Source organism: Streptomyces sp. NPDC079167, assembly GCF_040686735.1.
GTDB lineage: Bacteria > Actinomycetota > Actinomycetes > Streptomycetales > Streptomycetaceae > Streptomyces.
Map to the genome: position 1 here is coordinate 131063 of NZ_JBFBLO010000002.1, position 24420 is coordinate 155482.

General features: G+C 70.9%; 18 protein-coding genes. 2 read left to right on the forward strand and 16 right to left on the reverse strand.

Annotation, left to right across the window (positions count from 1 at the left end; translation table 11 throughout):
• Position 1: 1 nt before the first annotated feature.
• The gene (locus AB0P41_RS04810; protein ID WP_365930095.1) at positions 2–2158 is read left to right on the forward strand and encodes an acetate--CoA ligase family protein; all 2157 of its coding nucleotides are present in this window, start codon (positions 2–4) and stop codon (positions 2156–2158) included.
• A 124-nt stretch (positions 2159–2282) separates the two neighbouring features.
• A complete protein-coding gene (locus AB0P41_RS04815) occupies positions 2283–3674 on the forward strand; it encodes an OFA family MFS transporter (protein WP_356713349.1) in 1392 nt (463 codons plus the stop codon).
• A gap of 73 nt (positions 3675–3747) precedes the next feature.
• Here AB0P41_RS04815 and AB0P41_RS04820 read toward each other — a convergent pair whose 3' ends face one another.
• The 16 genes from AB0P41_RS04820 to AB0P41_RS04895 all read right to left on the reverse strand — a co-directional run bounded on the left by AB0P41_RS04820 (position 3748) and on the right by AB0P41_RS04895 (position 24375).
• Positions 3748–4806, reverse strand: coding sequence for a sugar phosphate isomerase/epimerase (locus AB0P41_RS04820; protein WP_365930097.1), 1059 nt, complete (start codon positions 4804–4806; stop codon positions 3748–3750).
• Positions 4807–4847: 41 nt separating this feature from the next.
• A complete protein-coding gene (locus AB0P41_RS04825) occupies positions 4848–6245 on the reverse strand; it encodes a nucleotide pyrophosphatase/phosphodiesterase family protein (protein ID WP_365930099.1) in 1398 nt (465 codons plus the stop codon).
• A complete protein-coding gene (gene eboE, locus AB0P41_RS04830) occupies positions 6242–7417 on the reverse strand; it encodes a metabolite traffic protein EboE (protein ID WP_356713355.1) in 1176 nt (391 codons plus the stop codon). The genes AB0P41_RS04825 and eboE overlap by 4 nt, the downstream gene beginning before the upstream one ends.
• Positions 7418–7420: 3 nt before the next feature.
• Positions 7421–8269, reverse strand: coding sequence for a TatD family hydrolase (locus AB0P41_RS04835; RefSeq protein ID WP_365930102.1), 849 nt, complete (start codon positions 8267–8269; stop codon positions 7421–7423).
• The gene (locus AB0P41_RS04840) at positions 8266–8904 is read right to left on the reverse strand and encodes an EboA domain-containing protein (RefSeq protein WP_356713359.1); all 639 of its coding nucleotides are present in this window, start codon (positions 8902–8904) and stop codon (positions 8266–8268) included. Before AB0P41_RS04840 ends, AB0P41_RS04835 begins: the two co-directional genes overlap by 4 nt.
• Positions 8898–9761, reverse strand: a complete 864-nt coding sequence (locus AB0P41_RS04845) for a sugar phosphate isomerase/epimerase family protein (protein ID WP_356713361.1) — start codon at positions 9759–9761, stop codon at positions 8898–8900. The genes AB0P41_RS04840 and AB0P41_RS04845 overlap by 7 nt, the downstream gene beginning before the upstream one ends.
• Positions 9758–10840: an SCO3242 family prenyltransferase gene (locus tag AB0P41_RS04850; RefSeq protein WP_365930104.1), complete on the reverse strand. Its 1083-nt coding sequence runs from the start codon at positions 10838–10840 to the stop codon at positions 9758–9760. Before AB0P41_RS04850 ends, AB0P41_RS04845 begins: the two co-directional genes overlap by 4 nt.
• Entirely contained in the window at positions 10837–11955 is a 1119-nt protein-coding gene (locus tag AB0P41_RS04855) for an inositol-3-phosphate synthase (RefSeq protein WP_365930106.1), read from the reverse strand. Before AB0P41_RS04855 ends, AB0P41_RS04850 begins: the two co-directional genes overlap by 4 nt.
• A 94-nt stretch (positions 11956–12049) precedes the next feature.
• Positions 12050–15757 carry a ThuA domain-containing protein gene (locus AB0P41_RS04860; RefSeq protein WP_365930108.1) on the reverse strand — a complete coding sequence of 1236 codons (3708 nt, stop codon included), beginning with the start codon at positions 15755–15757 and terminating at the stop codon, positions 12050–12052.
• Between the two features lie 331 nt (positions 15758–16088).
• Positions 16089–17093, reverse strand: coding sequence for a sugar phosphate isomerase/epimerase family protein (locus tag AB0P41_RS04865; protein WP_365930110.1), 1005 nt, complete (start codon positions 17091–17093; stop codon positions 16089–16091).
• Positions 17094–17107: 14 nt separating this feature from the next.
• Positions 17108–18328, reverse strand: coding sequence for a Gfo/Idh/MocA family oxidoreductase (locus AB0P41_RS04870; protein WP_356713370.1), 1221 nt, complete (start codon positions 18326–18328; stop codon positions 17108–17110).
• Positions 18329–18375: 47 nt separating this feature from the next.
• On the reverse strand, positions 18376–19413 hold the full coding sequence (locus AB0P41_RS04875) for a substrate-binding domain-containing protein (RefSeq protein WP_356713372.1): 1038 nt from the start codon (positions 19411–19413) through the stop codon (positions 18376–18378).
• An 80-nt stretch (positions 19414–19493) separates the two neighbouring features.
• Complete coding sequence (locus AB0P41_RS04880; protein ID WP_356713374.1) at positions 19494–20546, reverse strand: ABC transporter permease; 1053 nt, start codon at positions 20544–20546, stop codon at positions 19494–19496.
• Entirely contained in the window at positions 20543–22066 is a 1524-nt protein-coding gene (locus AB0P41_RS04885) for a sugar ABC transporter ATP-binding protein (protein ID WP_356713376.1), read from the reverse strand. Before AB0P41_RS04885 ends, AB0P41_RS04880 begins: the two co-directional genes overlap by 4 nt.
• Before the next feature lie 226 nt (positions 22067–22292).
• Positions 22293–23474: an ROK family transcriptional regulator gene (locus AB0P41_RS04890; protein ID WP_356713378.1), complete on the reverse strand. Its 1182-nt coding sequence runs from the start codon at positions 23472–23474 to the stop codon at positions 22293–22295.
• Between the two features lie 223 nt (positions 23475–23697).
• Positions 23698–24375, reverse strand: a complete 678-nt coding sequence (locus tag AB0P41_RS04895; RefSeq protein WP_356713380.1) for a GntR family transcriptional regulator — start codon at positions 24373–24375, stop codon at positions 23698–23700.
• Positions 24376–24420 lie beyond the last annotated feature (45 nt).

The following is a 24420-nucleotide window of genomic DNA, read 5'->3' on the forward strand; positions in this document are numbered from 1 at the left end:
CATGACCGGAACAGTCGAGAACCAGGAACATGAGCGCGTCAGGGCACTGCTCGACCGCGTCCGGGGCGAGGGGCGCAGCGCGCTCACCGCGCCGGAGGGAAAGGTCGTCGCCGACGCGTACGGGATCACGGTGCCGGGCGAGGGCCTGGCCCGGGACGTGGACGAGGCGGTGGCGCTGGCCGACCGGCTCGGCGGGCAGGTCGTCCTCAAGATCGTCTCGCCCGACATCCTGCACAAGACGGACGCGGGCGGCGTCGTGGTCGGTGTGTCGGGCGCCAAGGAGGTCCGCGCGGCGTTCTGCAGCATCGTGAAGAACGCGAAGGCCTACGCGGCCGGCGCGCGGATCGAGGGCGTGCAGGTGCAGCAGCTCGTGCCGCCCGGCCAGGAGGTCATCGTCGGGGCGGTCACCGATCCGACGTTCGGGAAGGTGGTGGCGTTCGGTCTGGGCGGTGTCCTGGTCGAGGTGCTCAAGGACATCACCTTCCGGCTGGCGCCGGTGACGGCGGACGAGGCGCGGTCGATGCTCGACTCGATCGGCGCCGCGGAGATCCTCAAGGGGGTGCGCGGAGCGCCGGCCGTGGACCGGTGGGCGCTGGCGGAGCAGATCCGGCGGGTCTCCCAACTGGTCACCGACTTCCCGGAGATCGCGGAGGTCGACCTCAACCCCGTCATCGCGTCTCCGGACGGTGCTGTCGCCGCCGACATCCGGATCCTGCTGACGACCGAGGAGGTGAAGGCGCGGCGGCGCTACAGCCGGGAGGAGATCCTCGTGTCGATGCGCCGCCTGATGGAGCCGCGTTCGGTCGCGGTCATCGGCGCGTCCAACGAGCAGGGGAAGATCGGCAATTCGGTGATGCGCAACCTCATCGACGGTGGTTTCGCGGGCGAGATCCATCCGGTGAACCCCAAGGCCGATGACATTCTCGGCCGCAAGGCGTACAAGAGTGTCACCGACGTTCCCGGTGAGGTGGATGTGGCGGTCTTCGCGATACCCGCCAAGTTCGTCGCGTCGGCGCTCCGGGAGGTGGGCCGCAAGGGGATCCCCAACGCCGTGCTGATCCCGTCCGGCTTCGCCGAGACGGGTGAACAGGACCTCCAGGACGAGATCGTGGCGATCGGCGAGGAACACGGTGTGCGGCTCCTCGGGCCGAACATCTACGGCTACTACTCGACGTGGCAGGATCTCTGCGCCACGTTCTGCACCCCGTACGACGTCAAGGGCCCGGTCGCCCTGACCTCGCAGTCGGGGGGCATCGGCATGGCGATCCTGGGCTTCGCACGGTCGACGAAGACGGGTGTGTCGGCGATCGTCGGGCTCGGCAACAAGTCGGACATCGACGAGGACGACCTGCTGACCTGGTTCGGCGAGGACCCGAACACCCGGTGCATCGCGATGCATCTGGAGGACCTCAAGGACGGGCGGGCGTTCGTGGAGGCGGCGCGGGCGACCGTACCGAAGAAGCCGGTCGTGGTCCTCAAGGCGGGCCGTACGAGTGCGGGCGCCAGAGCGGCGGGTTCCCACACGGGCGCGCTGGCCGGGGACGACGCCGTGTACGACGACATCCTGCGGCAGGCGGGGGTGATCCGGGCCCCGGGGCTGCACGACATGCTCGAGTACGCGCGGGCGCTGCCCGTGCTGCCGGCCCCCAAGGGCGACAACGTCGTGATCATCACGGGGGCGGGCGGTTCGGGGGTGCTCCTGTCGGACGCGATCGTCGACAACGGGCTCTCGCTGATGGAGATCCCGCCGGACCTGGACACGGCGTTCAAGGCGTTCATCCCGCCGTTCGGAGCGGCCGGGAACCCGATCGACATCACGGGCGGTGAGCCGCCGTCGACGTACGAGGCGACGATCCGGCTGGGGATGGAGGATCCGCGGATCCACGCGCTGGTGCTGGGCTACTGGCACACAATCGTGACGCCGCCCATGGTCTTCGCGGAGCTGACGGCCCGGGTGGTGGAGGAGTTCCGGGCGCGCGGGATCGAGAAGCCCGTGGTGGCGTCGCTGGCGGGTGACACGGAGGTCGAGGAGGCGTGCGCCTACCTGTTCGAGAGGGGCGTCGTGGCCTATCCGTACACCACGGAGCGGCCGGTGGCCGTGCTCGGCGCGAAGTACAGGTGGGCCAGGGCCGCCGGGCTGTTGGGCGGTGACCGATGACCTGAGGACGACGGCTCGAACCACGGGGTCTGCGGCGGACCGCTCGGCGGCAGACCCCGGTGCGAAGTGAGAACGGGCAGGGGGCGCCGGCCAGACTTCTTCCACGCAAGGGGTTCGATCGACAATGACGACAACTGACATCTCCACATCCGTCCCCTTCAGGGAGGTGACGGACGCCAACGGGCGCATGTACCGCATCGGCGAGACCGATGTCGACATCATGGGCCGCAAGCGCAAGTGGATGGTCATCCTGCCGTGGGTGGGCATGATGGGCATCAGCTCCGCCGAGTACGCCTTCGCGTCGGCGGAGGACACGCTGCACCTCGCGCACAACTGGGACAGCGGTCACATCTACTGGATGATGACCGTCTGGGTGTTCTTCCAGGCCGCGGTCGCGATGCCCGCGGGCAGGCTGCGGGAGACCGGCAGGCTGCCGGCCCGCTGGGCGATGATGCTCGGCGCGACGGGCACCCTCCTCGGCTACCTGTCACTGGCGTACGCGCCGCATGTGATCGTCGCGTACATCGGCTTCAGTGTGTTCTCCGGCATGGGCGCGGGCATGGTGTACGCCACCTGCGTCAACATGGTCGGCAAGTGGTACCCGGAGCGCAGAGGCGGCAAGACGGGCTTCGTCAACGGCGGTTTCGCCTACGGTTCGGTGCCGTTCGTCTTCCTCTTCACCGGGTTCATGGACATCACCAACTTCAGGTGGGTCCTGGTCTCGGTGGGCGTCTTCCTCGCGGCGCTCGTGGCCTGCGCCGGTTTCTTCTTCCGGGACCCGCCGAAGAACTGGTGGCCCGCCGAGGTCGACCCGCTCAACCCGCCCGAGGACCCACGGGCCCGCCGTGCGCTGGAGAAGAACCCTCCGGCCGTCAAGCAGTACTCCCCCGGCGAGGCGTGGAGGACCGGCCGCGTGGCGCTGATGTGGTGCTGCCTCGCCTGTACCTCCGGCGTGAACATCTTCGGGATCGCCTTCCAGGTCGACATCGGCCAGGACGCCGGCTTCGCCGCCGGGATCGTGGCCACCGCCATGTCGCTCAAGGCGATCGTCAACGGCACCGGGCGTGGCGTCATCGGCTGGCTCTCCGACCTCTACGGCCGGAAGAAGTGCCTGCTCTGGGTCTGCGTCATCCTGGGGCTCGCGCAGTTCGGCATCATCTGGGCGGCCGACCTGAAGAACCTGCCCCTGTTCCTGCTCTTCTCCGCGATCTCCGGCTTCGGTGGCGGCGCCATCTTCCCGATGTTCGCCGCGATGACCGCGGACTACTTCGGTGAGAACAACAACGCCACCAACTACGGCATGGTCTACAGCTCCAAGCTCGTCTCCGGACTCGGAGCGGGGATGGGCTTCATGGTCGTCGACGCCTGGGGGCTCAACGGCGCCTTCATCCTGGCGGGCAGCATCTCGTTCTTCGCGGGTTTCCTGGCCCTCTTCCTCGCGGCACCCGGCCGCGACCGGAAGGGCAACCCACTCGTGAAGACCGCCCCCGCCCCGATCATCCGCGAGACCGACTGATCGCACACCCGCAGCACACGCGTGGGGCCCGGTTCCTGGAACCGGGCCCCACGCGTGTGTGTGCCGTCAGGCGTCAGTCCCCGCAGCGGCTCTCGCGGAGCGAGTGCAGGTGCTCGCTGGACTTGCGGGCGAAGGCGAGGGAGTCGACCGGGTTGTCGTGCTCGGTCTGCCAGTGGTGGTAGGTACGGCCACGGTGCGTGCGGGCGGTGACCCGGCTCAGGAAGTTCTTGTAGTCGATGTCACCGTCGCCGACGTCCGTCATGTCGTAGCCGTCGCGGGCGGCGTCGTTGCGGGTGCCGTCCTTGACGTGGAAGAGGGGGTAGCGGTCGGGCTGCTTGAGTACGTAGTCGATGGGGTTGAAGGGGGCCGGTGTGCCGTCCACGCGCTTGCCGAAGCGGAACTGGGCGCAGAACGCCCAGTAGATGTCCATCTCCAGGTAGACCAGGTCGGGGTCGGTCTCGGCGAGCAGGACGTCGTAGAGACGCACCTTCGGCTTGTCGGTGGCGAAGGAGAACTCCTCCGCGTGGTTGTGCTGGTAGAACTTCATGCCGCGCTTGCGGGCGGCGGCGCCGTAGGTGTTGAAGTCCTCGGCTGCCCGCTTCCATCCGTCGACCGTGTCGCCGTAGCGGAACGGCCCGGAGGCGGTGCCTATGTGCTTGAGGCCGAGGGCCTCCGCCTCGTCGAGGACCTTGGTGAGGTTCTGCGCGAAGGAGTAGGCGTCGGGGTTGTTGTCGTCGTAGTAGTTGACGTGGCTGCCGATGGGGTTGAGCCCGTGGTCCTTGGCCAGCCTCTTGAGCTGGGCGAGGGTGATGGCTCCGGCGGAGCCCTGGGTGTATCCGGCGAACTCGATCTCGTCGTAGCCGTACTTCTCGAGTTCGGCGAAGACGGGGGCGAAGCCGAGGGTGGAGACCTTGTCGCGGAGGCTGTAGAGCTGGATGCCGAGACGGCCCGGAGGCAGGACGGCGCGGCCCTTGCCGTGCCCGTGGCCGTGTCCGTGGCCGCCGTGCGGGCCGGCGGCCTGGGCTGCGGCGCCGCTGAGGAGGGTGGCGGCGGTGGCTCCGGCGGCGACGCCCAGGACGTTGCGGCGGCTGAGTCTGCGCGCGAGCTCGGGGTCCTTCGGGGTGCGGCTCATGATCACGAATCTCCCTGTGAACGTGCGGGCGGGGCGGATTGTCAGTGCAGTCCGGCAAGCTGGAGGAGCAAGGACTTCACTTCGGTGGCCTGGACTCGGCCGTCGAACGCATGGGGGGTGGAGCAGAGGATGAGCGGACCTTCGTCGTCGCTCGTGGGCAGGCGGCCGTGGCTGCCGCGAATAGGCGAGGGATCCAGGGGGACGACCGCCATGCGGTAGCGCATCCCGAGCTTCTTGCGGGCGACCGCCGAGGCGGCCCTGACCCGGACATAGGGGTCCTGGGGGTCCATGAAGAGCTCCACAGGGTCGTATCCCGGTTTGCGGTGGATCTCGACGAGCTGCGCGAAGTCGGGCGCGCGGTCGTCGTCGAGCCAGTAGTAGTACGTGAACCAGGCGTCCTTCTCCGCCACGGCGACGAGCTCGCCGGAGCGGGGGTGGTCCAGGTGGTGGGCCTTCTTGCCCTCGTCATCGAGGAGTTCGGCGATGCCGGGGAGGTTCGCGAGGACTTGCCGGGTCGCGTCGAGGTCCTCGGGCCGGCGTACGTAGACGTGGGCGAGCTGGTGGTCGGCGACCGCGAAGGCGCGGGAGGCCATCGGGTCGAGGTACTCCATGCCGTCCTGGGTGTGCACCTCAAGGAGTCCGGCGCGGCGCAGGGCCCGGTTGATGTCGACGGGCCGGTCGACGCGGGTGATGCCGTACTCGGAGAGGGCGACGACGGTGCGGCCCTCGGCCCTGGCGTCGTCGAGGAGGGGTGCCATGGCGCGGTCGAGGTCGGCCGCGGCCCGGTGCGAGCGCGGGTCGTCGGGGCCGTAGCGCTGGAGGTCGTAGTCGAGGTGCGGGAGGTAGCACAGGGCCAGGTCGGGGGTGCGGGTGGTGAGGAGGTGCCGGGTGGCGTCGATGATCCACTGGGAGGAGACGAGGTCGGCGCCGGGGCCCCAGAAGTGGAAGAGGGGGAAGGTGCCCAGTTTCTCGGTCAGTTCGTCGTGGAGCGCCGGGGGCCGGGTGTAGCAGTCGGGCTCCTTGCGGCCGTCGGCGTAGTAGACGGGGCGGGGAGTGACGGTCCAGTCGGTGTCGGCGCCCATCGCGTACCACCAGCAGATGTTGGCGACGGTGTAGCCGGGGTGGGCGCGCCGGGCGGCGTCCCAGAGCTTGTCGCCTTCGACGAGCCCGTTGTGCTGGCGCCACAGGAGGACGTCACCGAGCTCGCGGAAGTACCAGCCGTTGGCGACGATGCCGTGTTCGGAGGGGGTGGTGCCGGTGAGGAAGGTGGACTGGGCGGCGCAGGTGACGGCGGGCAGGACGGTGGAGAGGGGCGCCTGCGCGCCGGCGCCGGCCATGGCCTGGAGGTTCGGCATGTGCTGGAGCAGTTGGGGGGTGAGGCCGACGACGTCGAGGACGAGGAGCGGGGTGGGGCGCGTTCCGGCGCCGGGCGCGGTCATGGGAGCTCCTTGAGTCCGAGGTCGACGAGGAGGTCGCGGGCGAGGGTGAGCTCGGCGGCGATGCCGTCGGCGAGCTGTGTGCGGGTGCGCGGCCGCAGCTCGGCCGGGAGCGCCTGCCAGGTGTACGTCTCGACCTCCAGGTGCCGGGTGAGGGGCACGGGGCCGCCGACGAGCCGGTTCAGCACGGACTGGAGCACGGGGAGTGTGGAGGTGAGCGGAGGTGCGGGAGGCGCGTGCAGGGGGACGTGGAAGTGGGAGCGCCAGGGGGTGCTGTCGGGGAGGGCGCCGCCGGAGACCGCCTCGTCGAGGTCGTCGGTCCCGCGGAGGCCCGCACCGCTGAGGGTGCGGGTCTGGTGCAGGAAGCGGGGCTCCGCGAAGGCTCCCAGGGCGGCGCGCACCTCGGGCAGATGGGGGTGTTCGGCGTGCAGTGCCGCGGAGAGCTGGGCCTTGACGACGGTGATCCCGGCCGCGCTCAGGGCGTCGAGAGCGGTGTCCGGGTCCTCGAAGGAGGTGGCTAGGTGGCAGGTGTCCACGCAGATGCCGATGCGTTCGTGGCCCACCGCGGTGAGGGGGCCGATGGCATCGGCGGTGGTCTCCACGGTGCAGCCGGGCTCGGGTTCGAGGCCGATCCTGATGGCCTTGCCGGTCAGCTCGTCGAGGGCGTCGAGCCGCTGTGCGAGCGTGGTGAACGCCTTCCGCGCGGTGACCGCCGCCGTGGGGTCGTCGGCGAACGGGGTGCGCCAGGCGATCGGCAGGGTGGAGATGGTGCCGTCGGTGACGTCGTCGGGGAGCAGCGCGGCGAGCAGCCGGGCCAGGTCGGTGGTGTGGGAGAGCCGTTCGGGATCGGTCCAGTCCGGTGTATAGACGCGGTACTTGACCTCCTGGGCCCCGAAGCCCTCGTAGGGGAAGCCGTTGAGGGTGACCACTTCGAGGCCGCGGTGTTCGAGTTCGCCGCGCAGGGAGCGCAGGGCGGCGGGGTCGTTGATCAGGGCACGGGCGGCGTCCTTGGCGAGCCAGAGTCCGATGCCGAGCCGGTCCCGGCCGAGCCGTTTGCGTACGGGCTCGCAGTGGTCGCGCAGCTGGGCGCGGACCCCTTCGAGGGTCTCGGCGGGGTGCACGTTGGTGCAGTAGGCGAGGTGCACGGTCGAGCCGTCGGGGTGGCGGAAGCGCATCGTTCACTCCCCGCCGCGGAGGATGGAGTTGCCCTCGTGGAGCGGGCCCGGTGCGTCGAGGTCGAGCTGGAGCCGGCCGCTCTGCCCGTAGAAGGCCACGGGGTTGCGCCAGAGGACCTTGTCGACGTCGTCCTCGTCGAAGCCGGCCTTCAGCATGGTGTCGGCGACCTTGCGGGTCTTCAGCGGGTCGCTCCTCCCCCAGTCGGCGGCGGAGTTGACGAGGACCCTGTCGGTGCCGTGGTTACGCAGGACCGTGACCATGCGGTCCTCGTCCATCTTGGTGTCCGGGTAGATGGAGAACCCGGCCCAGCAGCCGCTGTCGAGCGCGTCCTTCACGGTCGTCTCGTTGAGGTGGTCGAGCAGGACCAGCTCGGGGGCGAGGGCCGACTCACGGATGACGTCGATGGTGCGGTGCAGGCCGGCGAGCTTGTCGCGGTGCGGGGTGTGCACGAGCGCGGGAAGACCGTGGTCGGCGGCGAGCTGCAGCTGGGTGGCGAGTGCCTTGTCCTCGGCGGGGGTCATCGAGTCGTAGCCGATTTCGCCGACGGCGACGACGGAGTCCTTGACGAGGTAGCGGGGCAGAGCGTCCAGGACGGGGGTGCAGCGGGGGTCGTTCGCCTCCTTGGGGTTGAGGGCGAGGGTGCAGTGGTGGGCGATGCCGTACTGGGAGGCGCGGAAGGGCTCCCAGCCCAGGAGGGCGTCGAAGTAGTCGTAGAAGCTGGCGGGCGAGGTGCGGGGCTGGCCGAGCCAGAAGGAGGGTTCGACGAGGGCGCGGACGCCGGCGTCGTACATCGCCTGGTAGTCGTCCGTGGTGCGGGAGGTCATGTGGATGTGGGGGTCGAAGATCCTCATCGGGTTTCCTCCGTGGACGTGGGGGCGGTGGCGGGAGCCGGGGCCGTGAGGCCGAGAACGGTCCGCAGACCGGCGGGGACGGTGCGCCCCGCGGCAGTGCGCTCGGCCGCGAAGTCACTTAGCATGCGGGCGAGTTCGGCGTCTCCGCGGGCACGTTCGGCGAGTCGGTCGAGGGCTTCGACGGGGACCTCGGTGAAGAGGCACTTGAGGACGGCGTGCCGCCAGCCGTGCGCGTCGAGGTGGGCCGCGCCGTACGGGCCGACGGCCGCGGCGACCAGCCGGGTGTCGTTGGTGCGCAGGGCGTCCTCGACGAGCGGGAGGGCGGTGGCGCCGAGGTCGAGGCGGTGCAGGGTGAGGAGGACGGCGCGGCGTTCGGCGGCGGTGCCCTGCTCGTAGAGCCTGGTCACGGCGGGCAGCCCCGCGCGGGCTTCGAGGAGCAGCAGTGCGCGCACGGAATCGGCGTGATCGAGGCCGCAGTGTCTTCCCGCCGAAGCGAAGCGCAGCTCCCAGGGCGGGTTGCCGCTGTCGGCGCCGGGGTGTGCGGCGGCGTGCGCGGCCTCGGCGAGCGCTTCGTCGAGCCAGGCCCTGGCCGCTCCCGGCAGTCGGTCGTCGAGTTCCTTGCGGCTGATCAGCATGGTACGGCTCCGTTCGTGGCCGGGGCGGCCCGGCGCAGGAAGTCGATGGAGCTGTGGGCGAGTTCGGGTCCCGCGTGGGAGTGCCGGGGCAGTTCGACGACGGTGAGGCCGGTGTATCCGGTGGAGGCGAGCGCTTCGAGCACCGGCGGGAAGTCGATCTCGCCTTCGCCGAACGGCAGGTGTTCGTGGACGCCGCGTCGCATGTCCTCGATCTGGACGTGGCGCAGCCAGGGCGCGGCTTCCTTCACGCAGTCCACGGGCGAGGCGGGCTCAAGGCACTGGCAGTGGCCGATGTCGAGGGTGAGTCCGAGCGGGCCGGGGTCGCCGAGGAGGGCGCGGAGGTGGTGGAAGCCGGCGAGCGTGGCGAGGAGGTGGCCGGGTTCGGGTTCGACGGCGAGGGGGATGCCCGCACGGTCGGAGGCTTCCAGTACGGGGGCGAGGGCCTGGGTCAGCCGCTGCCACGCGGTGTCCGTGGAGGTGTCGGGCGGGGTGATGCCGCTGAAGCAGTGCACGGCGTGCGCGCCGAGGTCCGTGGCGACCTCGACGGCGCGGACGAGCAGGGCGGTGCGTGCCGCGCGTGCGTCCGGGTCGGGGTCCAGGAGCGACGGCCCGTGTTTGCGCCGGGGGTCCAGGACGTAACGCGCCCCGGTCTCGACGGTGACGCCCAGTCCGAGTCCGGCGAGCCTGCGGGCCACCTGGCGGGTGCGGGCGGCGAGGTCCGGCGCGAGCGGGTCGAGGTGCATGTGGTCGAGGGTCAGACCGACCCCGTCGTAGCCCAGGTCGGCGAGGAGGCCGAGGGCGTCGTCGAGCCGGAGGTCGGTGAGCCCGTTGGTGCCGTAGCCGAGGCGGAGGGTCATGTCGGGCTCACTTTCCGGGCGAGCGCGCGGGCGAGGGGGACGAGTCCCATGACCGCGAGCCCGTCGAAAGGCGCCCCGGCCCTGGCCGCGAGCGCCGCCTGCAGCGGGATCATCGCCCGGATCCCGCCGCCGACGGCGCGCTGGGTGAGGGGTGGGGAGGGGTTGAGCGCGGCGTGGAGGAGGGGGACCGCGGAGGTACGGAGATAGGCGCCGGCGAAGGCCGGGAGCAGGAGCCGTACGGCGTCGGCGGGAGGGCCTGGTGGCTCCCCCGGGGCCGTCCGGCCGCGAAGGACGGCGGCCCCGAGGCCTGCGACACCGGCCAGCGCCGCAAGCGGTGCGACGGTGGATCCGCCCTGCGCCTCGTGGCGGGAGACGGCGGTCACGGCGTAGGTGTGCGCGCCGAGCAGGAGGGCGGCGGGGAGCGCCGCAGCGGGGGTGCCGACGGGCGCGGGCCGGGTGGCCGGGGCCGTCCCTCCCCCGGCGGTGACCTTCGACATCGTTGCCACCGTCGCCGTCGCGCCGAGCAGCAGGTCCAGGGTGCGGGCGGAGGCCATCGCGGCCGGCCCGAGCTTCGTGTGCTTGAGACGCAGGTCGTAGGCCCAGACGGTCGCCGCCAGGCCGGATGCCACCACCAGCGCGGGGCGGCCCGCCCGTGCGGCCAGGGCCAGGCCGGCCGCTGTGAGGGCGCCCGCGGCGGCCAGGGCGGCCCCCGGGGTGACACGGCCGGAGGGGATCGGCCGGTGCGGGCGGTCGACGGCGTCCTCCTCGCGGTCGGCCCAGTCGTTGAGCGCCATGCCCGCCTCGTAGAGGCACAGCGAGGCGCCGACCGCGAGTGCCGTGCCCCGGCCGGGGCGCCGGCCCGCGGCAGCGGCCCCGGCGAGCGCGTCCCCGGGCACGGTGAACAGCGCCGACACCCGGAGCAGCTCCGCCCAGGCCCGCAGGCGTGCGCGGGCGGGGGGCCTGTCCGGTGCGGGCGCAGTCCCGCTCGCACCGGACAGGCTGTCCGGGGGCGCCGCCGGCCGGGCGCCGAGCAGCCGCGGGGCGCCGGCCACCGCCGCGAGCAGCCGCAGCGCCTTCACCGGGCGGCCCGCAGGCGTTCGGCGAAGGCCAGCAGCTCGGCGTACTGCTCGGGCAGTGCGGCCGGGCCGCCGTCCGGGTCCTTGAAGTAGAAGCCCAGTTCGGGGCGTGGCCCGGTCAGGCCCGCCTCGTGGGAGCGTGCCAGCAGCCGGGCGAGGTCCAGGACCAGCGGTGCGGCGAGGGCGGAGTCGCAGCCCTGCCAGATCGTCTGCAGGATCATCCGCGAGCCGAGGAAGCCGTCGAAGGCGATGTGGTCCCACGCCGTCTTCCAGTCGCCCATCGCCGGTACGTCGTCGATGTGGACCTCGCCCTCGGGTGCGGATCCGAGCGTGTCGGCGAGTACGCGCTCCTTGCCTGCGTTCTTGGCGGCTGCCGCGGCCGGGTCGGCCAGCGCCGCCCCGTCCCCGCCGCCCAGCAGGTTCGTGCCCGACCACGCCCGCACCGGCAGTGCGCGCTGGACGAACATCGGTGCGAGCACGGAGCGGAGCAGCGTCTGGCCTGTCTTGCCGTCGCGTCCGGCGTGGGGAAGTCCGCAGGAGTCGACGGCGTCCTGGAGGTGTGGGCTGCGCAGCCCGGTGGAGGGGGTGAAGTTGGCGTACGGGCAGCCGGCGCGGAGCGCGGCCGCCGCGTAGAGGGAGCTGGCGGGCAGACGGGAGTCGTCCTCGCCGGGGGCGGGTTCGGTCGAGGCGACGTTGATGACGACGGTGCGGGCCAGTTCGTGGCGGCGCGCGAAGTCCTCGATGTCGGCGGCGAACGCGGCGATGAGCTCCTCGTCGGTGCGGGTGTCACCCGGGAGCGGTCCGCCGGGGCGTATCTCCGTGTCGACGGCGGTGAGTTCGGCCTCGACGGCGGAGGGGAGGCCGTGCGGGAGCACTCCCCCGGCCGCGAGGGCCTCGGCCCGCTTGGGCAGGGGACAGTCGAGGGTGTCGTGGCCGCCGAAGACGAGGGTGGTCAGCGGTGGCAGCCCGCTGTCGGTGAAGGGTGGTGTCTCGGTGACCATGCCGGTCGGCGGGTGGAGCCCTGCCGCGACGGCCGCGCACCCGGCGGTGGCGGTGGTGGCGACGGAGCCGCGTGCTCCGATGAACCAGACTCCGGTACGAACGGCACGTGCGGTCACGGGCTGCCTCCCTGGGGGCTGAAGAGGGATGGTGGACGGTGGGCGGGGAAGAGGAACGCTTCCCCGCCCACCACCGGCGCAGGAGGTCGCCGCCCTACGTGGAGGGCAGCTCCTTCAGCTGGATGTCACGGAAGGACACCTGGTCGTCGGCTCCGTGGTTCTGGAGGCCGATGTAGCCGTTCTTGAGGCTGCGGGCCGGGTCGGTGTTGGTGAAGTCGTTGATCTTCACCCCGTTGAGGAAGACCTGGAGCCGCTCGCCCCGGACCTTGATCTCATAGCTGTTCCACTGGCCGGGGGGCCGCAGAACCTGGTCGCGGGCCTTGATGTTGGCGGATTTGAAGGTGTACACGGCGCCGGTCGTGCGGTCCGCCGCGTCGGTGGCGTCGATCTGGACCTCGTAGCCGTTGTTGACCGCGGACCAGGGGTCGTCCGACTCGGGGAAGCCGACGAAGACTCCGGAGTTGTCGTCGCCCGACATCTTCCAGTCGAGCTTCAGCGAGTAGGACTCCAGCTCCTTGGCCTGGTAGGTCAGCAGGCCCATGCCGCCCTCGGAGCGCAGCTCACCGTCGGCCACGGTGAACTTGCCGGGGCCGGCCTGCTTCCACCCTTCGAGCGTCTTCCCGTTGAAGATCGACCTGTAGCCGGTGTCCGGCTTGCAGTTGGCCTTCACCTGCCCGGCCGCGTAGCGCAGACCGCCCAGCAGGTGCTGCCGGAGGGCGGGTTCGGCGTAGGACTCCTTGGTGTGGCCGAGACCGGTGTAGAAGGAGCGGCCGCCCTGGTACGCCTGGCACCAGGCGATCGGGTGGTCGCCCTTCATGTTGCCGCCGGTGTAGGTCGTCTCGTCCAGGGTGGCGAGGACCTGGGCCTTGTCCCGCGGGTTGGTGCGGTAGTTGTACCACTCGTCGGTACGGTCCCAGGCTTCGTCCAGGTGCGCGGTCGCCGGGTGGTCGTGGTTCTCCACACGGACGGTCGCGGGCTGGATCTGCGGGTGCGAGTCGAAGTACGCCCCGACGAGGCCCCCGTAGAACTCCCAGTCGTACTCCGTGTCGGCCGCGGCGTGGACGCCCATGTAACCGCCGCCGGTGGAGACGAAGTTCTCGAACGCCTTCTTCTGGTCGGCGTTCAGGACGTCACCGGTGGTCGACAGGAAGACGACCGCGTCGTAGCGCGCCAGGTTGCTGGTGGTGAACTGTCCGGACTCCTCCGTGGAGTCGACCGTGATGTTGGTGTCCTGGCCCAGTTCCTTCAGCGCGGCGATGCCCTCGGGGATCGAGTCGTGCCGGAAGCCGCCCGTCTTGGAGAAGACGAGGACGCGCTTCGCGGTCCGGTCGACCGGGCTGTTCGAGAGTTCGAAGTCGTCCACGTCGTACAGGGCTCCGGCCCCGCCCTTGAAGACCAGGAAGAGCTGGGTGGCCTTCTTGGGCGCGCCGCGCAGCGGTACGTCGATGTCCTGGAACGTGTCCCAGCTGCCGGTCACCGGGACGGGCGCGGAGCCGAGGATCTTGCCGGTGGGCGATCCGGCCCGCACCTCGAGGAAGCCACCCGCGCCGGCCGAGGACGTACGGGCGGTGAGCTTGGTCGAGCCGTCGAGGATGTACGGGGTGAAGGAGATCCAGTCGTCGTTGTGGATGTCACCGACGGTCCTGCCGCCGTGGGCGCTGGTCTTGCTCGGCGTGGTGACACCGGAGGAGTTGTCGAAGTGCTCGGCCTGGCGGTGGCGCGGCTGGAGCTTCGCCCCGTCACGGCTGGTCAGCGCGGCCTGGCCGCCGCCCCCGCCGTCGGTGTAGGACGCCGAGATCCCGCCGTAGATGTTGGCGTTCGGGTCGTGGCCGCCTTCCATGGCGGTCTTGATGGTGCCTTCGCAGCCGTGCTCGGTGGTGATGTCGTGGCCGTGGCTGTCATGGCCCAGGGTGAACTTGACCTCGACCTTGGAGCAGTCGATGGTGCCGTCCTCCGGGTCGGTGACGGTCACCTTGAAGGGCACTTCGTCGCCGAATTCGAACAGCTGCCCGTCGGCCGGCGCCTGCAGCACGACGGTGGGCGCGGTGTTGCCGACGGTGACGTGCACGCTCGCCGAACCGGTGCGGCCCGTCGGGTCCTTGGCCGTCACGGTGGCGGTGTAGGTGCCGTTCTTCTTGTACGTGTAGGTGGGGTTGGCGGCCGTCGACTTCCCGCCGTCGCCGAAGTCCCAGGCGTAGGTCAGGGCATCGCCGTCCCCGTCGGCCGTGCCCTCGGAGGAGAACTTCACCCTGAGGGGCGCGGTGCCCGAGGTCTTGTTCGAGGATGCCTCCGCGATGGGCGAGCGGCCGCCGGTGGCGTTCTCGATGCGGTACAGCGCCGAGTGCTCGTCGCCGCCGAACCAGGAGAGGCCGTAGTCCAGGACGTAGAGCGCGCCGTCGGGGCCGAAGGCCATGTCCATGATCTGGGTGCCGGTCCACGGGATGTCGTTGATGGACTGGACCGCACCGTCGGCGTCCTGCTCGATGCGCTTGATCCACTGCCGGCCGAACTCGCCGGCGAAGAAGTCACCGTCGTACTCCTCGGGGAACTTCACCGGTGAGTCGAGGTCCGCGTCGTAGCGGTAGACGGGCCCGCCCATCGGGGACTCGGAGCCGGTGCCGAACTCGGGCACGGACGCGCCGTCGTACGGGATCCAGGCCGCCTGCGCGGGCGGCAGGTCGACCAGACCCGTGTTGTACCGCGACTCGTTCTTCGGGGCGGCGCAGTCGAAGGCCGGTCCGGAGGTCTGCGTCGCGAAGTCGTAGTCGCGGTAGGGCTGGTTGTCACCGGTGCAGTAGGGCCAGCCGAAGTTGCCGGGCTTCGTCACCCGGGCGAACTCGACCTGCCCGGCCGGTCCGCGGTTCGGGTCCGCCGCGCCGGCGTCGGGGCCGTAGTCACCGACGTACAGGATGCCGGTGGCCTGGTCCACGCTGAAGCGGAAGGGGTTGCGGAAGCCCATCGCGTAGATCTCGGGGCGCGTCTTGTCCGTGCCCGCGGCGAAGAGGTTGCCCTCGGGGACCGTGTACGAGCCGTCGTCCGCGACCTTGATGCGGAGGATCTTGCCGCGGAGGTCGTTGGTGTTGCCGGACGTGCGGCGCGCGTCGAAGGCGGGGTTGCGGTCGGCCCGGTCGTCCAGCGGGGAGAAGCCGTCGGAGGCGAAGGGGTTGGAGTCGTCGCCCGTCGAGAGGTAGAGGTTGCCCTGCGCGTCGAAGTCGATGTCGCCGCCCACGTGGCAGCACATGCCGCGCGTGGTCGGGATGTCGAGGACCTTCTTCTCGCTGGCGTTGTCGAGGGTGCCGTCCTCGTTGAGGACGAAGCGGGAGAGCCGGTTCACGCCGTCGTACTTGGCGAAGTCCGCGGCGGTGCCGTTCTCCGGGGCGTCGCCGGCGGGGGTGTCCAGCGGGGGCGCGTAGTAGAGGTAGATCGCGCGGTTCTCCGCGAAGTCCGGGTCGATCCCGACGCCCTGGAGGCCTTCCTCGTCGTGCGAGTAGACGGGGATGGTGCCGGAGATCCGGGTGTTGCCGGCGCTGTCCGTGATCCGGAGTTCGCCGCCGCGCGAGGTGTGCAGCACGCTACGGTCGGGGAGCACCGCGAGCGAGATGGGTTCACCGGTCTCGGCCGCACCCTTGGCGAGGGTGACCTGCTGGAAGTCCTCCGCGGCCGCCTGCGCGGCCGGGGCCTTGGGGACGTCGGCGGTGGCGGCGGGCGAGGAGCCCAGGGTGAGGGTGGCGGCGGCGAGCAGTCCGCCGGTGAAGAGGGCGAGTGTTTTTCGGGCGCGGAGCCGTCTGTTGCTTCTGTGCACGTGCGTCCTCCGGAGTGTGCCGGGTGTACGGGCGGGTGCGTTCTGCCGATCCGCGCGGGGACTGCCGCGCTCGCCTCCGGGGCTCCGTACGGGGCCCCGGTGACGCGAGTCATGTCGTGTACACGTAGGGGACGGTAGCTGTGTTCGTCCCGTACGGAAAGCCCTTGCGCAGGAGGTCGGTTCAGCTTTTACCTGCGGCAGGACAAAGGAGTGTCCGGGCATGCGAGATTGCCCCGGGGCGGTGCCCCGCAATCAAGCCGCGCCGGCGTTTGAGGCGCGGGGGCCCGGGGGCGGAGCCCCCGGAAAAGGGCCCCGCCCTGCCCTGCCCGACCTACTCGCCCCCGCCGAACGCCGCGTCGAACGACGCGCTCGGCGGGTCGAAGTCGAACCGCTTCAGCGACGCCAGCGCCTCGGGCGCCCCCGTCAGCCGGTCCATGCCGGCGTCCTCCCACTCCACCGAGACCGGCCCCTCGTAGCCGATGGACCGCAGCATCCGGAAGACGTCCTCCCAGGGCACGTCCCCGTGACCCGCCGAGACGAAGTCCCAGCCGCGCCGCGGATCGCCCCAGGGCAGGTGGGAGCCGAGGCGCCCGTTGCGGCCGTCGAGGCGCTTGCGGGCCTCCTTGCAGTCCACGTGGTAGATCCGGTCGCGGAAGTCGTACAGGAAGCCGACCGGGTCCAGGTCCTGCCACACGAAGTGGCTCGGGTCGAAGTTCAGCCCGAACGCGGGCCGGTGGCCCACGGCCTCCAGGGCGCGGTGCGTGGTCCAGTAGTCGTACGCGATCTCGCTCGGGTGCACCTCGTGGGCGAAGCGCACCCCCTCGGCGTCGAAGACGTCCAGGATCGGGTTCCACCGTTCCGCGAAGTCCTCGTAGCCGCGTTCGATCATGTGCGGCGGGACCGGCGGGAACATGGCCACCAGGTGCCAGATCGAGGACCCGGTGAAGCCGATGACGGTGTCGACGCCGAAGGCGGCCGCCGCACGGGCGGTGTTCTTGATCTCCTCGGCGGCCCGCTGCCGGACGCCTTCGGGCTCCCCGTCCCCCCAGATACGGGCGGGCAGGATCCCCTGGTGGCGTTCGTCGATCGGGTTGTCGCAGACCGCCTGGCCCACCAAGTGGTTCGAGATCGCCCAGCACTTGAGGCCGTACTTGTCGAGGAGCTGTCGCCGGCCGTCGAGGTAACCGGGGTCCGAAAGCGCCTTCTCCACCTCGAAGTGATCGCCCCAGCAGGCGAGTTCGAGCCCGTCGTAACCGAAGTCCCGGGCGTGCCGGCAGACCTCCTCCAGCGGCAGGTCGGCCCACTGGCCGGTGAAGAGAGTGAAGGGACGGGGCATGCGCACAACCTCTCCTAGAAGGGGACCGGGGTGTAGACGGAGTTCTTCGCGGCGCTCTCCTCGACGGCGGCGAGCACCCGTTGCACCTGGAGCCCGTCGGCGAACGACGGCACGGGGGCGCGGCCCTCGGTGATGGTGCGCACCACGTCATGGGCCTGGTGGACGAAGGTGTGCTCGTAGCCCAGACCGTGGCCCGGCGGCCACCACGCCTCCAGGTAGGGATGCTGGGGTTCGGTGACGAGGATCCGGCGGAAGCCGGCGCTGGTGGCGGGCTCGGTCTGGTCGTGGAAGGAGAGCTCGTTGAGCCGTTCGAGGTCGAAGGCGATCGACCCGAGCTCTCCGTTGATCTCCAGACGCAGGGCGTTCTTGCGCCCGGCGGCCATCCTGGTGGCCTCGAAGGAGGCCAGGGCCCCCGAAGCCAGCCGCCCCGTGAAGAGGGTCGCGTCGTCGACGGTGACCGCCCCCCGCGCGGTGATGTCACCGACCCCGGAGAGCCCGGCGGCGGCCCCGGCGAGCACGGGCCTCTCGCGTACGAAGGTCTCGCTCATCGCCGACACCCCGACCAGCGTCTCCCCGGCCAGGTACTGGGCGAGGTCGACGATGTGCGCCCCGAGGTCGCCCAGTGCGCCGGATCCGGCGCGCTCGCGGTCCAGCCGCCAGGTGAGCGGTGACTCCGGGTCGACGAGCCAGTCCTGGAGGTAGGTGGCCCGTACGTGCCGCAGGGCGCCCAGCCTGCCCTCCTCGATCATCCGGCGGGCGTAGGTGAGGGCCGGCACCTTGCGGTAGTTGAAGCCCACGATCGCCACCTGGCCGCGGGCCGCCGCGCGTTCGGCGGCCTGCGCCATGGCTTCCGCCTCGGCGACCGTGTTGGCGAGCGGCTTCTCGCAGAGGACGTGCTTGCCGGCCTCCAGGGCGGCGATGGCGATCTCGGCGTGGCTGTCGCCGGGCGTGCAGATGTCGACCAGCTGCACGTCGTCCCGGGCGATCAGGGCGCGCCAGTCGGTCTCCGCCGCAGCCCACCCGTGCCGGGCGGCGGCGGCCTCGACCGCCGTCCGGTCGCGCCCGCAGATCGCGGCGAGAGCGGGTCTCACCGGCAGGTCGAATACATGTCCCGCGGTGCGCCAACCCTGGGAGTGGGCGGCGCCCATGAACGCGTATCCGACCATGCCGACACCGAGCGTCGCCGTCGGCGGCGGTCCCTCGGTCTCCTGCTCCGTTTCTTCCCTGCGGGCCATGCGGGCTTCCTCCTCGTCGGTGGTTCGGTGGCTGCGGCGGTGCGGGATCAGCTGAAGCCCGTCGGCAGGTACTGGTCGACGTTGTCCTTCGTGACCACGGCCGAGTACAGGGTCAGCGAGGTCGGGATCTCCATCTCGGAGAGGCCGGCGATGCCCTTGTTCTGGCCGAGTGCGCGCGCCAGGTCGATCGCGGAGGCCGCCATCGTGGGCGGGTAGAGCACGGTGGCCTTCAGTACGCCGTCGTCGGCCTTGATGGCGTCCATCGCGGACTTGGCGCCCGCGCCGCCGACCATGATGAACTCGTCACGTCCGGCCTGCTGGATGGCCCGCAGTGCGCCCACGCCCTGGTCGTCGTCGTGGTTCCACAGCGCGTCGAACTGCTTCTGCGCCTGGAGGAGCTGTGCCATCTTGGCCTGGCCCGACTCCACGGTGAAGTCGGCGGCCTGACGGGCCACCAGCTCGATGTTGGAGTAGTTCTTCAGCGCGTCGGCGAAGCCCTGGCTCCGCTGCTTGGTGAGTTCCAGGTTGTCGACACCGGCGAGCTCGACGACCTTGGCGTTCGCCTTGTCCTTGAGCTGTTCGCCGATGTAGTGCCCGGCGTTGAGGCCCATGCCGTAGTTGTCGCCGCCGACCCAGCAGCGGTAGGCCTGCGGCGAGGCGAAGATGCGGTCCAGGTTGACGACCGGGATGCCGGCCTTCATCGCTTCAAGGCCGACCTGGGTGAGTGCCTTGCCGTCGGCGGGGAGGACGACGAGGACGTCAACCTTCTTGTTGATGAGGGTCTTGACCTGCCCGATCTGGGCGGCGGTGTCGTTGGAGCCCTCGGTGATCTCCAGGGTCACCTCGGAGTACTTCTCCGCCCGCCCCTTGGCCTGGACGTTGATGGCGTTGAGCCATCCGTGGTCGGCCTGGGGTCCGGCGAATCCGATGGTGACGGGCTTGCCGGGCTTGTCGTCGGCTGCGGGCTGGTCGCTCTGCGCGGCCGCCGCCTCCTTGGGCTCGTTGCTGGTGCAGGCGGTGAGGAAGGCTCCCGCGGAGACGGCCGCGGTGCCGAAGAGCAGTCCTCTGCGGCTGGTTTCTGGCATGGCTGTCGAACCCTTCATCCGGTGCGATACGTACGGAACTGCGGGTGGGTGCTCTCGGTGCTCGGCCGGACCGGCGAGGATCAGGTCTCGCCGCCGCGCAGTGTGCGGTGCTGGACGAGGACGGCGGCGACGATGATGGCGCCCTTGGCGATCTGCTGGACGTCGCTCTGCAGGTTGTTCAGAGCGAAGATGTTGGTGATCGTGGTGAAGACGAGGACCCCGAGCACGGAGCCGACGATGGTGCCCCGGCCACCGCTCAGCAGGGTGCCCCCGATGATCGCGGCTGCGATGGCGTCGAGCTCGTACAGGTTGCCGTTGGTGTTCTGTCCCGAGCCGGACAGGATGATCAGCATGAAGGCTGCGATCCCGCAGCACACGCCGGAGAGCAGATAGAGGTAGAGCCGCTGGCGGCGTACGTCGATGCCGGCGAGCCTGGCCGCCTCCGCGTTGCCTCCGATGGCGACCGTACGGCGTCCGAACGTGGTGCGGTTCAGGATGAGCCAGCCGATGACGGTGACCGCGGCGAAGACGAGGACCAGCGGCGGGATGCCCAGGACGTAGGAATCGGGCAGGCCCAGGTCGAGGACGGACTGGACGGTGACGATCTGTGTCTTGCCGTCGGTGATCAGCAGGGCGAGGCCACGGGCCGACGCGAGCATGGCGAGCGTCGCGATGAAGGGGACCATGCGCCCGTAGGCGATGAGGACCCCGTTGACGAGCCCGGCGGCGAGACCGACGACCACGGCGGTGAAGAGGATCCCGGCGAAGCCGAAGTCCTGGGTGGCGAGCGTCGTCGCCCAGACGGAGGCGAGGGCCACCATCGCCCCGACCGAGAGGTCGATGCCGCCGCCGATGATGACGAGGGTCACCCCGACCGTGACGACCCCGATGACGGAGGCCTGCGTCAGGATCAGCTGGAGGTTCCCGGTGTCCAGGAACGCGTCGGGTTCGGTGAGACCGCCGACGAGTGCCAGGACGGCGAGTACGCCGAGCAGCGACAGGTTACGGACATCGGCTCGCAGGCCGAGTGCGCGCAGGCCACCGCCCTGCTTCGAGGGCGGCGCGGTCACGGGGCCGGTCGCGGCCCCCTTCTCGGGCCCTTGGTGCTGCGCCGACGGTGCGGGCTGAGTCATGACGTCGGGCTCCCTTCCATGACGAGGTCGAGGACACGGTGCTCGTCGAGCTCCCTGGCATCGGCCGTGTGCACGACACGGCCCTCCCGGAGCACCAGCACCCGGTCGGCGAGGCCCAGCACTTCGGGCACTTCGCTGGAGACGAGCAGTACGGCGAGGCCTTCGTCGGCCAGCCGGCGGATCACGGCGTAGAGCTCGGCGCGGGCGCCGACGTCGACGCCGCGGGTCGGTTCGTCGAGCAGCAGGACCCGGCAGCCGCGCAGCAGCCAGCGGGCCAGGACCGCCTTCTGCTGGTTGCCGCCGGAGAGCGTGCGGACGGCGGCGTCCGGGTTGTCGGGCCGCAGGGAGAGTTCCCGGGTCGCGGTCCTGGCGGCGGTGCGCTCGGCGCCCCGGTCGAGCCAGCCTCCGCGGGCGAAGCGGGAGAGGGAGGAGACCGAGACGTTGCGGGTGACCGATTCCGTCAACAGCAGTGCCTGGGCCTTGCGTTCCTCGGGGGCCAGGCCGATTCCGGCGGCCACGGCGGCCCGGACGCTGCCGGCGCGCAGCGGTGTTCCGTCGACGAGCACACGGCCGGCGGTCGGTTTACGGGCGCCGTAGACGGTCTCCAGGATCTCGGAGCGCCCGGAGCCGACGAGGCCGGCCAGGCCGACGATCTCGCCGGGCCTGAGCTCCAGGTCGACGGGCTCGAACTCCCCCTTGCGGCTGAGCCCTTCGACCCGCAGTACGGGTTCGGCCGTGGCCCGGGCGCCGGCGGCGGGCCGCTCGGGGAAGACGTATTCGACGTTGCGGCCGGTCATCATGGCAACGATGTCGTTCGTGGGGGTGGAGTGGGCGGGCAGCCCGACGGCCACGGCTCTGCCGTCCTTGAGCACCGTCACCCGGTCGCCGATGCGGCGGATCTCCTCCAGCCGGTGCGAGATGTAGACGACGGCGACCCCGTCGGCGGTGAGGCCGTCGACGATGCGGAAGAGGTTGTCGACCTCGTCGGGGTCCAGCGCCGCGGAGGGCTCGTCCATCACGATGAGCCGTACGTCGTGGGAGAGCGCCCGCGCCATGGAGACGATCTGCTGGTGGGCCGCGGAGAGGTCGCCGACCAGGCGTGCCGGGTCGATCTCCGGGTGCCCGAGGCGCTTCAGGAGTGCGGCGGCCGTGGTGCGGGCCTCCCGGGTCCGGACGACGAAGCCCGCGCTGGTCGGTTCATGGCCGAGGAAGACGTTCTCCGCGACCGACAGGCCCTCCACCAGGTCGAGTTCCTGGTAGATGGTGGCGATTCCCAGTCGCATGGCGGTGATCGGCGAGGACAGCTGGACGGGTTCGCCGCGCCAGGTGATCGCGCCGCCGTCGGGCTGGTGCGCCCCGGCCAGCACCTTGATGAGGGTGGACTTTCCTGCGCCGTTCTGGCCGAGGAGGCAGTGGACTTCACCGGCCAGCACCTCCAGGTCCACGCCGTCGAGGGCGCGCACACCGGGGAACGACTTGGTGATGCCGGACATCGTGAGCAGAGGTGGTTCTGGTGCCATGACGAATCCCCTCGGCGGGTGGGTTCTCCCCTGCTCGGACGCGTCCGAGATTCCGGGGAAGGCCGGTGAGCGGGCAGGGGGCAGTGCCGGCGGTGCCGTACTGCTGACGGAACTGCTGGGTGGTACTGCTGTGCGCGTGCTGTGCGGTCCTGCGGGCGGAGCTCGGAACAGGCTGCTTACGGAGGTGACCCTGGAACGTGTGCCGTACGGCGCACCGGCCCGGACATCAGGCCGGCGAGAACAGGTGGTCGCTGATGAGCCTGGCCGCGCCGGTCACTCCGGCGACGGGCCCCAGCTCACCGAGGACGATGGGGAGGTTGCCCGTGGCCAGCGGCAGGGACTGCCGGTAGACCTGGGTGCGGACACTGGCCAGCAGGTTGTGGCCGAGCCCGGTCACCCCGCCGCCGATCACGACGAGGCCCGGGTTGAAGAAGCTGACGAGTCCGGCGATGACCTGACCGACCCGGTTTCCGCCCTCGCGGATCAGGTCGAGCGCAGTGGGGTCGCCGGCCGCGGCGGCGGCGGCCACGTCGACGGCCGAGAGCTTTCCGGCCGCTTCCAGCCGGGCCGCCAGCTCCGGCGACCGGCCGGCGCGGGCCGCGTCCTCGGCGTCGCGGGCGAGTGCCGCGCCGCTGAAGTGGGCTTCCAGGCAGCCCTTGTTGCCGCAGGCGCAGGCGCGGCCGTCCGGTTCCACCTGGATGTGGCCGATGTCGCCGGCGCTGCCCGTTGTGCCACGGTAGACGTCTCCGCCCACCACGATGCCGCAGCCGATGCCCGTACCGATCTTGACGCAGAGGAAGTCGCCCACGGAACGGGCGACGCCCGCGTGCTGCTCCCCCAGCGCCATCAGGTTCACGTCGTTGTCCACCATGACGGGGCAGCCCAGTTCCTGGCTGAGCGCCTCGCGGACCGGGAAGCCGTCCCAGCCCGGCATGATCGGCGGAGCGACCGGTACGCCTTCGGGGAAGCGGACGGGGCCCGGTACTCCGATGCCGGCGCCGTCGAAGCCTTCGGCGAGCCCGGAGGCCCGGAGCTTCGCCGCCATCGTCAGCACCTGGTCGAAGATCGCGACGGGTCCTTCGCGTACGTCCATCGGATGGTTGAGGTGCCCGAGGACCTCCAGCTCGGCGTTGGTGACGGCCACATCGATGGACGTGGCCCCGATGTCGACGCCGAGGAAGCGCAGTCCCGGTGCGAGCCGGATGTTGTGGGAGCGGCGCCCACCGCGTGACGCGGCGAGCCCGTCGGCCACGACGAGTCCGGTCTCCAGGAGACGGTCCACCTCGACGGCGAGCTTGGAGCGTGAGAGATCGACCTGATCGCCCAGCTGTGCACGGGAGTTGGGCCCTCCGTCGCGCAACAGCCGGAGCAGTCGCGCCTGGTGCGTGTTCGCGGGTCGTGCCGTCATACGTCTCACGCGTCCCTCCCCGCCACATCGGCCAGTCCGTCGGGCTTTCGAGGGGAACGTAGCAGCGGTTTACCGGAGTGGGAAGAAGTTGCGCGTGAATCCGCTCCAACTTTCTCCACACTCAGGACAAAGGTGCGGCCACACGGACGCCGGAACACGAAGAAGGCCGGGGCGTTCTGCCCCGGCCTCCGGTCAGGCGACCGTACACGCGTACAGCGGACGATCAGCCCTGTTCGCGCCGGTGGTAGGTCTGACGCGTGTGCTCGGTGTGCGCCCGCATGATCTCGGTCGCCCGCTGCTCGTCCCTGGAGGCGATCGCCGCGATCAGCTCCCGGTGCTCGATCCAGGACTGGGTGCCGCGCTGTCGGGCCACCGGCGTGTAGTACCAGCGGACCCTGCGGTCCACCTGGGCGGCGAGCTCGGAGAGGACGACATTGCCCGCCAGCTCCATCACCTTGGCGTGGAACGCGGCGTTCGTGGCGACGGCGAGGTCCACGTCGTCGGCGGCGACGGCCCGCTCCCCCTGGGAGCACAGCTCCTCCAGGGCCTCGATCCCCGGCCGCCCCGAGTGGGCCGCGGCCAGCCGGGCGGCCTCCGCCTCCAGAAGGGTACGGACCGAGAGCAGCTGATCCGCCTCCTCCTCCGTGGGTTCGTGCACGAACGCGCCCTGAGCGGGGCGCAGATCGACCCAGCCTTCGGTGTTCAGCCGCTGGAGCGCCTCGCGCACAGGCTGGCGCGACACCCCGAGATGGCCCGCGAGTTCACTCTCGACCAGGTGCTGGCCGGGGCTGAGGGCGCGCGTGGTGATCAGCTCGAGGAGCGCCTCGTAGACGCGCTCGCGCAACGGTCCCGGCCGCTCCAACTTCGGCACCGTTCCTTGCGGCAGTCCTGCGGACAACATCGCGGTCCCCCTCCGGGCGCCCGGGCCATTGCTTATCGTCTACAG